Source organism: Kitasatospora sp. NPDC057542, from assembly GCF_042801945.1.
Classification (GTDB): domain Bacteria; phylum Actinomycetota; class Actinomycetes; order Streptomycetales; family Streptomycetaceae; genus Kitasatospora.
In genome coordinates this window covers 18,100-31,656 of record NZ_JBHVFE010000045.1, presented here as the reverse complement: position 1 = coordinate 31,656, position 13,557 = coordinate 18,100, and the positions used below count along the sequence as shown (strand labels likewise).

12 protein-coding genes and 1 tRNA gene are annotated in these 13,557 nt (G+C 70.2%); 3 read left to right on the top strand and 10 right to left on the bottom strand.

What is annotated here, in order from left to right; translation table 11 throughout:
* Window positions 1-38: 38 nt before the first annotated feature.
* The 4 genes from ACFU7Y_RS08870 to ACFU7Y_RS08855 form a co-directional block, all read right to left on the bottom strand.
* Entirely contained in the window at window positions 39-1,874 is a 1,836-nt protein-coding gene (locus ACFU7Y_RS08870; protein ID WP_224275498.1) for a bifunctional UDP-sugar hydrolase/5'-nucleotidase, read from the bottom strand.
* A 221-nt stretch (window positions 1,875-2,095) separates the two neighbouring features.
* Window positions 2,096-2,653: a hypothetical protein gene (locus ACFU7Y_RS08865; RefSeq protein WP_224275496.1), complete on the bottom strand. Its 558-nt coding sequence runs from the start codon at window positions 2,651-2,653 to the stop codon at window positions 2,096-2,098.
* Window positions 2,640-4,295: a VWA domain-containing protein gene (locus tag ACFU7Y_RS08860; protein WP_380767011.1), complete on the bottom strand. Its 1,656-nt coding sequence runs from the start codon at window positions 4,293-4,295 to the stop codon at window positions 2,640-2,642. The genes ACFU7Y_RS08865 and ACFU7Y_RS08860 overlap by 14 nt, the downstream gene beginning before the upstream one ends.
* Window positions 4,292-5,386, bottom strand: coding sequence for a substrate-binding domain-containing protein (locus ACFU7Y_RS08855; RefSeq protein WP_224275478.1), 1,095 nt, complete (start codon window positions 5,384-5,386; stop codon window positions 4,292-4,294). The genes ACFU7Y_RS08860 and ACFU7Y_RS08855 overlap by 4 nt, the downstream gene beginning before the upstream one ends.
* Before the next feature lie 311 nt (window positions 5,387-5,697).
* Between ACFU7Y_RS08855 and pyk the strand changes: the two genes are divergently transcribed.
* On the top strand, window positions 5,698-7,128 hold the full coding sequence (gene pyk, locus ACFU7Y_RS08850) for a pyruvate kinase (RefSeq protein ID WP_224275475.1): 1,431 nt from the start codon (window positions 5,698-5,700) through the stop codon (window positions 7,126-7,128).
* 74 nt (window positions 7,129-7,202) lie between these two features.
* Window positions 7,203-7,346: a hypothetical protein gene (locus ACFU7Y_RS08845; RefSeq protein WP_224275473.1), complete on the top strand. Its 144-nt coding sequence runs from the start codon at window positions 7,203-7,205 to the stop codon at window positions 7,344-7,346.
* Window positions 7,347-7,350: 4 nt separating this feature from the next.
* Here the strand turns inward: ACFU7Y_RS08845 and ACFU7Y_RS08840 are convergent, their stop codons facing one another.
* A complete protein-coding gene (locus tag ACFU7Y_RS08840) occupies window positions 7,351-7,986 on the bottom strand; it encodes a hypothetical protein (RefSeq protein ID WP_308020138.1) in 636 nt (211 codons plus the stop codon).
* Between the two features lie 268 nt (window positions 7,987-8,254).
* Window positions 8,255-8,329 (bottom strand) — tRNA-Leu (locus ACFU7Y_RS08835).
* A 138-nt stretch (window positions 8,330-8,467) separates the two neighbouring features.
* On the opposite strand from ACFU7Y_RS08835, the gene ACFU7Y_RS08830 reads away from it, so the two are divergent.
* The gene (locus tag ACFU7Y_RS08830; RefSeq protein WP_224275532.1) at window positions 8,468-9,082 is read left to right on the top strand and encodes an ANTAR domain-containing response regulator; all 615 of its coding nucleotides are present in this window, start codon (window positions 8,468-8,470) and stop codon (window positions 9,080-9,082) included.
* 55 nt (window positions 9,083-9,137) lie between these two features.
* Here the strand turns inward: ACFU7Y_RS08830 and ACFU7Y_RS08825 are convergent, their stop codons facing one another.
* The 4 genes from ACFU7Y_RS08825 to ACFU7Y_RS08810 are packed head-to-tail and all read right to left on the bottom strand — an operon-like array spanning window position 9,138 to window position 13,535.
* A complete protein-coding gene (locus ACFU7Y_RS08825) occupies window positions 9,138-9,854 on the bottom strand; it encodes an ABC transporter ATP-binding protein (RefSeq protein WP_224275467.1) in 717 nt (238 codons plus the stop codon).
* On the bottom strand, window positions 9,851-10,660 hold the full coding sequence (locus tag ACFU7Y_RS08820) for an ABC transporter ATP-binding protein (protein WP_224275531.1): 810 nt from the start codon (window positions 10,658-10,660) through the stop codon (window positions 9,851-9,853). Before ACFU7Y_RS08820 ends, ACFU7Y_RS08825 begins: the two co-directional genes overlap by 4 nt.
* Window positions 10,661-10,668: 8 nt before the next feature.
* Entirely contained in the window at window positions 10,669-12,600 is a 1,932-nt protein-coding gene (locus tag ACFU7Y_RS08815) for a branched-chain amino acid ABC transporter permease (RefSeq protein WP_380767016.1), read from the bottom strand.
* A 5-nt stretch (window positions 12,601-12,605) separates the two neighbouring features.
* The gene (locus ACFU7Y_RS08810; RefSeq protein WP_224275464.1) at window positions 12,606-13,535 is read right to left on the bottom strand and encodes a branched-chain amino acid ABC transporter permease; all 930 of its coding nucleotides are present in this window, start codon (window positions 13,533-13,535) and stop codon (window positions 12,606-12,608) included.
* Window positions 13,536-13,557: the final 22 nt, after the last annotated feature.

Genomic DNA, 13,557 nt, shown 5'->3' with positions numbered 1-13,557 from the left:
CGCCGGCGGGGCGACGGCCTTTCGGCGAGGACTGTCGGTCAGAAGACCGGCTGGCCGGCGCGGACGAGGCGCCAGGAGTCGGTGAAGAAGTCGGCGGGGTCGATGGTGCCCTTGGCCTTCACCCAGGCGATCATGGTGTTGCGGATCTCGTCGGAGTTCGACCAGACCATCTTGGCCTTGGCGACGTGCGGGAAGTTGCCGCCGCCGTTGGCGCGGTAGTTGTTGACGGCGAGGACGAACTCGGCGGCCGGGTCGATCGGCTTGCCCTGGAAGGACAGGTTGACGATCCGCTGGCCCTTCGGCTGGGCGATGTCGATGTCGTAGCTCAGGCCGTAGACCGAGTCGTAGTTGTAGTCCGGGGTGGCCTCGGCGCCGGTCAGGGCCTCCTTGTCGACCGGGGCACCCGGGGCGAGCTGGTTGTAGTACTTGACCGAGTACTCCAGGTAGTCCTTGAGCTGGGCGCCCGTCAGGATGCGGGCCTCCAGGGTGTTCTCGTAGATGTAGAGGCCCGCGGCGTCGCGCAGCTTGACCTGGCCGGACGGGATCAGGGCGGTGCGGTTGAACGGGGCGGCCTGGGCCAGCACCGGGAGGTTGGCGTACTGCCCGCCCGCCAGCGCGGCCTTGACGGCGTCGGCCTGGACCTTGCCGATCAGGTCGATGATCGGGGTGGCCTTGAAACGGGCGTCGGCGATCGACAGCTCGATCTTGCTGGTGCCGATGTTCTGGTTGACGTACGCGACGACCTTCTTGTGCTGCTGGGTGATCGCGTTGGTGATCTCCGGGTTCTCCGGCACGGTGTTGGAGTTCAGCAGCCGGGAGGAGACCGAGGCGACCTTCCAGACGCCGCCCGCGAACTCGACCTCGAAGTCGAAGCAGGTCAGCCGCTGGCCGTAGCAGAGCGGCTCGGAGAGCACGACCGTCCTGCCGGTCTTCTTGTTGACGACCAGGCGCTGCGCGATCTCCTTGTGGGCGTGGCCCACCAACACCGCGTCGATGTCGGGGACGGTCTCCGCCAGCGCCACCGAGGCGTTCTCGGCCCAGGGCAGCTGGTCGCCCCAGGTGGTCGCCTCGTCGCAGCCGGAGTGCGAGGAGACCACGATGACGTCCGCGCCCGCCGCCTTCATCCGCGGCACCCAGGTGGCGGCGGTCTCGACGATGCCCGGGAAGACCATCTTGCCGCTGACGTTGGCCTTGTCCCAGATCGCGATGCCGGGGTTGGTGAGGCCGAGGATGCCGACCTTCACCGGACGGCCCCCGCCCAGGCGCAGCTCCTTGATCACGTACGGCTTGAAGGCCGGCTTCTCGTTCTTCGCGTTCAGCGCGTTGGCACCCAGCAGCGGGAACTCCAGCTGGTCCTGGTAGGCCTTCAGGAGCGGGATGCCGTAGTTGAACTCGTGGTTGCCGAGTGCGGCGGCGTCGTACTCCATGAGGTTCATGGCGACGGCCATCGGGTGGTCCGGCACGGTGTTGGCCTCGGTGTCGATCGACTCGATCCGGGCGTAGTAGTAGGACAGCTGGGTGCCCTGGATGGTGTCGCCGGCGTCGATCAGCAGGCAGCGGTCCCAGCCCTTCTCCTCACGCACCTGGTTGGCCAGGGTGGAGATCTTGGCGAGGCCGACCGCGTTGTGGGCCTTGTCGGTGTACTCGGCGTCGGTGAAGTAGTCCCAGTTGAGCACCCGGCCGTGCAGATCGGTGGTGCCCATGACGGTGAAGGCCTGCTTGTGCGGGTTGCGCTGCTGGCCCTTGGCGGCCGCCGTGTCCGGCTGAGCGGCCGCGGCGGAGGGGGCGGCGGCCAGGGCGGCACCACCGGCCAGGGCGGCGCCGGCGGCGGTGGCGGCGGACCGGGTGACGAAGTCACGGCGGTTCAGGGGCATGGACGACTCTCCCGAGTGGGAACGACGGCGGATGGACCGTCAACTGGCATTCGTTGGCAAGTGTGCGTGTACGCGTCGACGCGCGTAGAAGGACGCGCGTAGAAGTGTGCCGTGCGGGCCGGGGTGCTGGATAGCCCCCGGACCTGTCCAGGAGGTGAGATCTTGGCGACTCGTTCGTGACGGGAACGGGGGAGGTCCGGGGTGGTAGGGCGGACGGTGGGTCAGGACAGTTCGCCCATCAACCGGTCGACCTCGTGGCCCAGCCGGAGCGCCGGGTCCGGATCGTCCGGCCCCGCCCAGGGCTGCCAGGTCCGTGCCCGCAGGTAACCGGCCACCGCGACCGGCAGCCGGTGCCGGACGATCCGCTCCGCCTTCGGGCCCGGCCCGGCCTCGCGCAGCGCCGCCAGCAGGCCGTCCACCCCGGCCGAGGGCGGCAGCGGCACGCTGTCCAGGTACGCGGCCAGCGCCACCAGCTCCGGGTCGGGTGCGGGGGCCGGCTCCGGCTCGGACAGCGCACGCGGCGGCTCCCCGTGCTCCGGCACCTGCGACCCGGGACCGTCCGCCTGCCCTTGGCGCGTCGTTTCCGGGCGGGGCTCCGGGGCGGGCGTCAGCAGCGCGCCCACCCCGTACAGCCCGGCCACGACCCCCGGCCACCAGGCCCCGCCCAGCCCGGCGAAGTGCAGCCCCAGGCCGACCGCGCCGCCCGCGCAGCCGACCAGGTTCCGGGCCGACTCCAGGTAGCGCAGCACCCGGGGGCCGAACCCGTCACTGGTAGCCACGGATCTCCTCGAACACCCCGTCCAGCGAGCCCGTCCCGTCGAACAGCTTGCCGCCGCTCAGGTCCGCGATCCCCTGGAGCTGGTTCACCGCCGCCTCCCCGAACTTGATCGGGAACACCGGGATCGACTTCTCCCCGGCCGGCAGCGCGTCGTGGAAGCGCTTGAAGTCACCGTCCGTCGCGCCGGCGTTGCTCTCGCCGTCGGTCATCAGCACGATCGAGGTGAACCGGTCGTCGCCGGCCGCCGCCTGCTGGCGCTCGATCACCCGGTACGCCTCCTCCAGCGAGGAGTACACCGCCGTGCCGCCCGAGGCGGCCAGCGACTGCACGTCCGCGTCGATCGACGCCAGCTCCGCCTGCGGGCCCGGCTGACTGCCGGTGGCCGGCACCACGTGGGTCTTGGTCCACTTCACCGAGGAGGCGAAGGAGAGCAGCGTGATCTCCTCGCGGTCGCGGAAGCGGCGCACCCCGCGGGTGTCGTCCGCCCCGGTCAGCCGACCCAGCGCGGTCTTCAGCGCGGCGATCCGCGGGCCCTCCATCGAGCCCGAGGTGTCCAGCACGTACACCGTCCGGGACGGGCGGCGCAGCTCGTTCTGGTACGCGGCCAGCAGGCCGTCCGCGACCGCCCTGGTGCCCGGGAACGGCAGCTCCTTGCGGCGGTCCGTGGGCAGCCCGGCGGCCGGGGCCACGCCCGCCGTCACCGGACGGCGCAGCGTCACCTCGGAGATGCGTTTCTGCACGTCCTCCTTGAGCAGGTACGCGGTCAGCCGCTGGAAGGAGTCGCGCTGCTCCGGCGCGGCGGAGGACATCAGCGAGAGCGGGTAGTCCGCCGACACCACGCCGTCCACCGGTCGCACCACGGTCAGCTGCTGCTGCGGCGGCAGCGTCTTGTTCAGCGACAGCAGCACCGACTCGTAGTTCACCAGTGCGCCCACCACGCCCGACTCGGCCCGGGTGTACGCCTGCGCCAGCCAGCCGGAGGAACCGGAGGTCAGCTTCTGGCCCTTGAAGAACTCCTTCAGCTGCGGGCTCGCCTTCTGCACGTCCGCGTCGGTCAGCGCCGCGCCCGCGCCGGAGAAGGCCGAGGCCACCGCGACGAGCGTGGAGAAGCCCGAGTTGGAGCGGGACGGGTCGGCCATCCCGTACGGCAGCTTGCCGGCCGCGGCCGCGTCGCCGACCTGCGCCCAGGTGACCTTCGAGCCGTCGCCCCAGCCGAGTTCGCCGAGCGCCGAGGAACGCACCCCGATCGCCACCGGCGAGACCATCACCGGGGTCTCGGAGACCACCTTGGACTTGCCCGCCGGATCGAGTCGCAGGTACTGGTTGGACGGGAACCACACGGCGTCGTACTTGCCGTCGGCCCGGCCCGAGGAGACGGTGTCCGCGCCGTCCAGGGAGCCCGTCCAGGAGAACTGCACGGTCACCCCGGTGGCCTTCCGCGCGTCCTCCAGGACCGGTGCCAGGTCCTGGAGTTCACTGCCGGCCAGGACGCGCAGCACCCCGGGACGGGCCGTCTCGGCGGGCGGGTCGGTGGGCTTGGGGCCGGGGCCGGTGCCGCCGGAGGAGGTGCAGGCGGTGGCCGAGGCGAGCACGGCGGCCAGCGCGGCCACGATCCGGCCGCGGCGTTTCGTCGGGATGGTCACTTGGTCCCCTTCGCCGCGGCGGTCAGCTTGATCAGGTTGTCCAGCGAGGGCAGGGTCGCCTGCTTGACCTTGGCGGCGGTCAGATCGGGTGCGAAGGTCGGTTTCTTGTCCCGCATCAGGTTCGCGAAGGCCTCCGGCTTGGCCTGCGGCCGGAGCCCGAACCGGGCCTCCAGACCGCGCAGCACCTCGTTGTTCTGGAGGACGTCGGCGAGCTTGCGGCCGTTGTCGGTGTGGGCCACGACGGTGTGGTCCGAGTAGACCGTGGTGTCCGGGTACAGCACCACCATGTCCCCGGTGGGCTTGCCCTGCAGCGACAGGGCGGCGGCCTGCGACTCGTACGCGAAGATCAGCGGGCTGCCGATCCCCGCGCCGAAGTCCCGGAACGGCTCGTCGCTGCTGCTCTTCTGAATGCCCTGCAGCGCGTTCGCGGTGTGCAGGACGTCCTTGACGGCGGCGACACCGGTGTCGTCCGACACCACCTGGTGGTTGTTCGCGATGTAGGAGAGCAGCGCGAGGTACATCGCGCCGGAGGACGAGCTCTCCGGATCGGTGGTGGTCACGAAGAGCTGGCCGGACAGCTCGGGGTGCTCTCGGGCGCCGGCCAGGTCCTCCCATCTGCGGCCGCTCTTCAGCGCGTTGACGTACTCGTCCATCCGGAACGTCCAGACGCCGGTGGCGGTGTCCACGTCGGCCAGCTTGTTGTTCCTCAGGACCTGGGCCACCGGCTCGTGGGCCACGATCACCAGCGGCGAGTAGAACGGCACCATCGGGGAGTCCTGCAGCTTCCAGATGCGCTGGATCTCCCGCGCCGGTGCGGCGCTCGCCGGGAAGGCGAAGTCCAGCCCCGGGGTCTTGTCCGCCTGGTCGCTCATCGTCCAGGAGCCGGTCGAGTCGGTCCGGACGTCCAGGCCCTGCTTCGCCAACTCGGCCTTGACATCCGGGTTGTCGAAGAAGGCGCGCTTCTCCGAGCCGATCAGGCCGGTGACGGTGACCGTCTTGGTGGTGTCCTTCTTCGGGTCGTCGGGGATCAGCGCGAAGGCGACCCCGCCCAGCAGGGCCAGGGCCGCAACCACCCCCAGTGCGCGTCGCATGCCGAACGCCTCCCCCTCGTCCTACTTCGTCCGGGTGGTCACCCGGGGCGCCCGGGCAGCCACCCGGGGGTGACGAGCGTCCCGCCGGGCGGGGAGCGGTGGCGGAAGCGGCGGTGAACCGCGGGTGAACACCCCTTCACGGAATCGCATCGGCGGGTGGCTCGGCGGGCGTGCGGGAGGGGCGTGGGGAGGGGCGCTCGCACAGCGGTCCGAGGATGTGTCAGATTGTTCAACTGGCCTTATGGCAACGGTCATCCCGCAGTCCGGACCCGCGTCGTGGTTACGCACCGGTAATGCCTAGTCTCAGCACTATGCGCCGAGCAAAAATCGTCTGTACCCTCGGGCCCGCCACCGACTCGTACGACCAGATCAAGTCCCTGGTCGACGCCGGGATGGACATCGCCCGACTGAACCTCAGCCACGGCACGCACGCCGAGCACGAGGAACGCTACCGTCGCGTCCGCAAGGCCGCCGACGAGACCGGCCGCAGCGTCGGCATCCTCGTCGACCTTCAAGGCCCGAAGATCCGGCTCGACACCTTCGCCCACGGGCCGGTACTTCTCGAACGCGGCGACGAGTTCACCATCTCCACCGACAAGGGCGTCGTGGGGGACAAGGACCGCTGCGGAACCACCTATTCCGGGCTCGCCGGGGACGTCACCCGCGGTGAGCGCATCCTGGTCGACGACGGCCGGGTCACCCTGGAGGTCGTCGCCGTCGACGGGCCGCACGTGCGGTGCCTGGTCATCGAGGGCGGCCTGGTCTCCGACCACAAGGGCCTCAACCTGCCCGGCATCGCCGTCTCCGTCCCCGCACTCGGCGACAAGGACGTCGCCGACCTGCGGTGGGCGCTGCGGACCGGGGCCGACCTCATCGCGCTCTCGTTCGTCCGCAGCGGGCGGGACATCGAGGACGTCCACCGGATCATGGCGGAGGAGGGGCGCCACGTCCCGGTGATCGCCAAGATCGAGAAGCCGCAGGCGGTGGAGAACCTGGAGTCCGTCGTCGACGCCTTCGACGGGATCATGGTGGCCCGCGGCGACCTGGGCGTGGAGATGCCCCTCGAACAGGTCCCGCTGGTCCAGAAGCGCGCCATCAAGCTGGCCCGCCGCAACGCCAAGCCGGTCATCGTGGCGACCCAGATGCTCGACTCGATGATCAACGCCTCCCGGCCGACCCGCGCGGAGGCCTCCGACGTCGCCAACGCCGTCCTGGACGGCACGGACGCGGTGATGCTCTCCGGGGAGACCTCGGTGGGCAAGTACCCGGTCGAGACGGTCAAGACGATGGCCCGGATCGTCGAGGCCGCCGAGACCGACATCCTCGCCGCGGGCCTCCCGCCGCTCACCACCGGCAGCAAGCCGCGGACCCAGGGCGGCGCCGTCGCCCGCGCGGCCGCCGAGATCGGCGACTTCCTGCACGCCAAGTACCTCGTCGCCTTCACCCAGTCCGGCGACACCGCCCGCCGGCTGACCCGCTACCGCTCGCCGATTCCGGTGCTCGCCTTCACCTACGAACCGGCCGTACGCAGCCAACTCGCCCTCACCTGGGGCGTGGAGACCTTCCTCGGCCCGTTCGCCCCGACGACGGACCAGATGGTCGAACAGGTCGACGCGGCGCTGCTCTCGCTCGGCCGCTGCCAGAAGGGCGACATCGTCGTCATCACGGCGGGCTCGCCCCCCGGCCTGGCCGGCTCCACCAACCTCGTCCGCGTCCACCACGTGGGGACGCTGGACGTCTGAGTGGGATTCCACCGGGCGGCATCCCCCGTGTGAGGGATGCCGCCCGCGCGCTGGTCCGGGTGAGAATCAGTGGGATGAGCGACCACCACCACGCACTCTGGTGCGACCTCCGCGAGGAGGTCCTCAGCCGCCCCGGCGCCGGCGCGGCCTACGAGGCCGCCAGGGCCCGCTTCGAACGCGAGGAGCAGCAAGGGGAGGAGGAGCCCGAGGACGCCTGAGCCGTCAGTACTTGGGCCCGATGTGGGCGTCCATGAGGGCCACGGAGTCCTTGCGGGCGATGGAGATGTTGAAGCCGCCGTTGGACCGGGAGGCGTGCTTCCACTGGACGCCGACGGCGTCGAGGGTGGCGGTGAAGAGACCGACGATGTCGGTCGAGGTGTTGGTGAAGAAGTAACGCGGGTACTCGTAGCGCTTCTTGACGCCGCCGACCGTGCGGGTCGCCCAGTTGGTGATGCGGCAGCCGTCGGAGTGGATCAGGCCGCGTAAGAACTCCCAGGGGTGGGTGTCCACGATCTCCTGCTGCCAGGGTGCGAGGGCGATCTGTCGCAGGCGCTTCGGGCCGGGGCCGTGCTGGGGGAAGAGGCAGGGCCAGTGCTTGCTGGTGCTGACGACGCTCGTGCAGCCGGGGGCCTGGACCCGGTTGACCTTGTTGTGCGGCATGACGGTGGAGACTGCCCGCTCGCACTCGCCGATGAGGCCGGGCCATGTGTCGCAGCAGGCGATGCGGAGGGCGTAGACCTGGCGGCGACCCTCGCTGATGCAGCCATCGCCGAGGTAGAGGCCGAGCAGGTAAGCGTAGTCGGCAGGCGGGCGCGAGGGATCGAGTCGGTTGTCGCGGATCGGGCGTTCGGCCGTCATGCGTGGGCTGGGTACGGCGCCGGACGCCCAGCCGCGGATCGCGAATCGGGAGATACCGGTCGCACGGCTGACCTGGCTGAAGGTCAGCCCGGATGCGTGGAGCTTCAATGCCCGCTGGCGTGTCGCGGTGTCGTACACATGGGCGAGATTGCCCGCTCGGGGCCGTTGTCCGCATGCAAACTAGGGGATCTTCACTCGGTCGAGTGAAGATCCCCTAGTTTTGAAAACCGTTGGACCGAATACTGAAACCTTCGAATCGAAGGAAAGGTGCCCCGAGTGGGATTCGAACCCACACTGTATGGTGTTTGAGACCATTGCCTCATGCCAATTGGGCTATCGGGGCCTACGATTTGAAGGCGATTGCCTTGGCGTCGTGTCTCAAACATACCGTGTCTAGGTACCCTCGTGCATGCAGTACCCCGCCGGAACTAGGAGCCCCGTGAGCACCGCCGACGAGCAGGCGCAGCCGCTTGAGACCGATATGCCCCAGATCACCCGGATTGTGATTGCCGAGGACGAGGCGCTGATCCGCCTCGATCTGAAGGAGATGCTGGAGGAGGAGGGGTACACCGTCGTCGGTGAGGCCGGCGACGGGGAGACGGCGGTGCGGCTCGTGGAGGAGCTGAAGCCGGATCTGGCGATCTTCGACGTGAAGATGCCGGTGCTGGACGGGCTCTCGGCCGCCGAGCAGATCCACGAGAAGCACCTGGCCCCCGTGCTGATGCTGACGGCGTTCTCGCAGCGGGAGCTGGTGGACCGGGCCCGCGACGCCGGGGCGATGGCGTACATCGTCAAGCCGTTCTCGAAGTCGGATCTGGTGCCGGCGATCGAGATGGCGGTCTCCCGGTACGCGGAGATGCGGGCGCTGGAGAAGGAGATCGGGGATCTCAGCCAGCGGCTGGAGACCCGGAAGCTGGTGGACCGGGCGAAGAGTGTGCTCCAGACCAAGTTCGGGCTGAACGAGCCGGCGGCCTTCCGGTGGATCCAGAAGACCTCGATGGACCGTCGGATGACGATGGCGGCGGTGGCCGAGGCGGTCATCGAGGAGGGCGAGGCCCAGGACCGCAAGAAGGCGGAAGAGGGCAAGTCCGAATAAGGCATGCGCGAAGGGCCCGGCAGAACGTTTCTGCCGGGCCCTTCGCGTGCAGGCGTCAGTCCTCGCCGAGGTAGGCCTTGCGGACCGACTCGTCGTGCAGGAGGTCGGCTCCCGTCCCGGAGAGGACGATGCGGCCGGTCTCCATGACGTAGCCGCGGTCGGAGAGTGACAGCGCCGCCTGGGCGTTCTGCTCGACCAGCAGGATGGTCGTACCGGACGCCTTCAGCTCCACGATGGTGGACATGATCTTCTGCATCATCAGCGGGGACAGGCCCATCGAGGGCTCGTCCAGCATGAGCAGCTTGGGCTGGGACATCAGCGCCCGGCCCATCGCGAGCATCTGCTGCTCGCCGCCGGAGAGCGTGCCCGCCGCCTGCCGCCGGCGTTCGCCGAGGATCGGGAACAGGCCGTAGGCCCGCTCGACGTCGGCCGTGATGCCGGCCGCGTCGGTGCGCAGGAAGGCGCCGAGGAGGAGGTTCTCCTCGATGGTCATCCGGGGGAAGATGTGCCGGCCCTCGGGGGAGTGGGCGAGGCCGAGCGCGACGATCTTGTGGGCGGGGACGGTCGAGAGGTCCTGGCCGTCGAAGGTGATCCGTCCGGCGGTGGGCTTGAGCAGGCCGGACAGGGTGCGCAGGGTGGTGGTCTTGCCGGCGCCGTTGGTGCCGATGAGGGTGGTGACCTCGCCCTGTTCGACGGTGAAGCTGATGCCCTTGACGGCCTCGATCTTGCCGTAGGCGACGCGGAGGTCCTGAACTTCGAGAAGTGCGGTCACTGGTCGGACTCCGTAACAGCCGGGTTGGTGCCTTCGAGCGGGGCGCCCAGGTAGGCGGTGATGACGCGTTCGTCGTTCTGGACGGTCTCGCGGTCGCCCTCGACGATCTTCTGGCCCTGGACGAGCACCGCGGTGCGGTCGCAGAGGTTGAAGATGAAGCGCATGTCGTGCTCGATGACGAGGATGGAGATCCCCTTGTCGCGGATCGCGAAGACGAGTTCCTCGGCGGCCCGGGTCTCCTGGGGGTTCATGCCGGCGGTGGGTTCGTCGAGCAGCAGCAGGCCGGGTTCGGAGGCCAGTGCGCGGGCGATCTCCAGCTTGCGCTGCTCGCCGTACGGGAGGTTGCGGGCGAGGTGGTCGGCCTTCTCGGCGAGGCCGGTGAACTCCAGGAGTTCCATGGCCTTCTCGCGGCTCTGCGCCTCGGCGCGGTGGTAGCCGGGGCCGCGCAGGATGGCGGAGAAGATGCCCTCCTTGGTGCGGGTGTGCCGGCCGACCAGGACGTTCTCCAGGACGGTCATGTTGGCGAACAGCCGGATGTTCTGGAAGGTGCGGGCGATGCCGGCCTGGGTGACCAGGTGGGGCTTGGGCGGCAGCAGGGTGTCGCGGAAGCGGACGGCGCCCTCGGTGGGGACGTACAGGCCGGTGAGGCAGTTGAAGAAGGTGGTCTTGCCGGCGCCGTTGGGGCCGATCAGACCGATGATCTCGCCCTCGCCGACGGTCAGCGAGACGTCGTTGACCGCGGTGAGGCCGCCGAAGCGCATGGTGACGCCGGTGACTTCGAGCAGGGGTGCGGCGGTGGTGGTCATCGGGTCGGTCACGCCCCTGCCTTGGTGAGTGCGGTCGGCTCGTCGGAGGCCTGGGCCGGGACGGCGGTCTCGTGGAACTCCAGCTGCCGGCGCCGGTTGGGGATGAGGCCCTCGGGGCGCACCCGCATGAGCACGATGAGGGCGGCGCCGAAGGCGAGGAGCTGGTAGTCGGCGAGGAATTCGAGCTTCTTCGGGATGAGGAAGAGCAGGGTGGCGCCGGCCAGCGGGCCGCTGATGGTGCCCATGCCGCCGAGGATGACCGCGGCGAGCAGGAAGGCGGAGTTCGGCGGGAGGGCTTCGGCGAAGGTGTACTGGTCGGGGGTGACGGTGTAGCTGACGTGGGCCTGGACGGTGCCGGCCAGGCCGGCCAGCAGGGCGCCGAGGGCGAAGGCGAGCAGCTTGAGCCGGAAGCCGTTGATGCCCATGGCCTCGGCGGCGGTCTCGTCCTCGCGGATGGCGACCCAGGCGCGGCCGATGCGGGAGTTGCCGACCCGGGCGAAGACCAGCACGACGAGGGCGGTGACCAGCAGCATCAGCAGGTAGTAGTTGGAGAAGCGGCCGAGTTCGACGCCGAGGACGGTGTGCGGGTCGCCGAGGTCGAAGCCGAAGATCTGGAGGTCCGGGATGCGGGGGATGCCGTTGGAGCCGTTGGTGACCTTGGGGCCGGTGGTGCCGTTGAGGTTGAGCATGGTGATGCGGAAGATCTCACCGAACCCGAGGGTGACGATGGCGAGGTAGTCGCCGCGCAGCCGCAGGGTGGGGGCGCCGATCAGGACGCCGAAGATCATCGAGACGACCGCGCCGGTGAGCATCGCGGCCCAGAAGGGGAACTGGACGTGGATGGGCGAGGCGGGGGAGCCGGAGACCAGGGCGGCGGCGTAGGCGCCGACGCCGAGGAAGGCGACGTACCCGAGGTCGAGCAGGCCGGCCAGGCCGACGACGATGTTGAGGCCGAGGGCGACGGTGGCGAAGATCAGGATGTTGGTGGCGACCGAGGTGTACTGGTCGCTGGTCTGGGTGAACGGGAAGCCGGCGGCGGCGGCGAAGGCGGCGCCGGTGGTGACCGGGCGGTGTTTGACGGTCAGCGCGCGCAGCCGGGCGAGCAGGCCGGACTTGGCGAGGGCGGGGACGGCGAGGGCGACGAACAGCAGGTAGCCGGTGAAGAGTTCGCCGTACTCGGTGTCGATGCCGAAGGTGATCGCGAACAGTCCGATCCCGAAGGCGAGGACGATCAGCAGCACCTCGACCCAGGAGGGGAGCGCGCGCGGCGTGGCCAGCGGGCGGTCGATCCGGCCGAGCCGCAGCCCGCTGTTGGCGAGGTGGCCGAGCTGGAGCAGCAGGACGGCGCCGGCCGCGATGACGAGGCCGCCGGCCAGGGCGGTCATGACCGGGGCGACCGGCTTGTCCTCGGGGATGGCGTGGGCACCGAACCAGGCGGCGGGGGCGACCGGGACGAGCAGGAAGAGGCGCTTGTCGAGGATCCGCAGCGGGACGGCGGTGCGGCGGTCGAGCGGCAGGCCGAGGGCGCCGAGGACGGCGATCAGACCGCCCGCGGTGAGTACCCAGCCGCCGGGTTCGAGGTTGGCGAGGCCGCCGAGTTCGGCGGAGATGGAGGTGACCGCGTAGACGGCGACGGCGAGGGCGCCGGTGGCGGCGTACAGGACGGCGTTGTTGCTGCGGGCGGGGGCGGCCCAGCGCAGGCCGGGGACGCCCTGGCCGGCGAGCAGCAGGACGAGGGTGAGCAGGCCGGCGGCGAGGGCGAGCCACTGGAGGCCGGCCGGGGAGCCGTAGTACGTGAGGTCGCCGGGGAACTCGGAGGTCCAGGTCCAGGACATGGCGGCGGAGGCGGCGGTGGCGAGGGCGCCGAGCCCGGTGACGGCCGCGGCGGCGCGGGCCGGGAGCGGGATGACCGGGGTCGTCTCGGTGTGGGTGGTGGTCATGGTGGTCACGCCCTGTCCGCGACGCGCTCGCCGAGCAGGCCCTGGGGCCGGATCAGGAGTACGAGGATGAGGAGAACGAAGGCCCAGACGTCCTTCCAGGCGCCGCCCCCGAAGAGGTGCATGCCGGGCAGGTGCTGGATGTAGCCGGTGGCGAGGGCTTCGGCGAGGCCGAGGGCGATGCCGCCGAGCATGGCGCCGTAGATGTTGCCGATGCCGCCGAGGACGGCGGCGGTGAAGGCCTTGAGGCCGAGGATGAAGCCCATCCGGAAGTCGACCTGGCCGCTGCGCAGTCCGTAGGCGACGGCGGCGACGGCGGCGAACGCGGCGCCGATGGCGAAGGCCATGACGATGATGCGGTCGGTGTCGATGCCCATCAGCTTGGCGGTGTCCGGGTCCTGGCTGGTGGCCTGCATGGCGCGGCCGGAGCGGGTGCGGGTGACGAACCAGCCGAGGGCGAGCATGCACAGCGGGGCGGCGATGATCAGGAAGAGGTCGCTGCGCTGGATGGTGACGGAGCCGAGGCTGAACGGGTCGCCGGGGAGCTTGGGGAAGACCCGGGCCTTCTTGGCGTCCGGGTAGAACGAGAAGACGAGCTGCTGGAGGAAGATGGACAGCCCGATGGCGGTGATCAGCGGGGCCAGCCGGGGCGCGTTGCGCAGGGGGCGGTAGGCGAAGCGCTCGGCGGCGACGGCGGTGAGGGTGGAGACCAGGATGCCGGCGATCAGCATGAGCGGCAGGGCCAGCCACAGGGTGGTGCCGCCGGGGAGGGCGAGGTAGGCGGTCAGGGCGCCGAAGCCGCCGACCATGACGATCTCGCCGTGGGCGAAGTTGATGAGCTGGACGATGCCGTAGACCATCGTGTAGCCGATCGCGACGAGCCCGTAGAGGGCGCCGAGGATCAGGCCGTTGGCCAGCTGCTGCGGTAGGTCGTGCACCGCTGGGCCTCCGTAGTGCGTT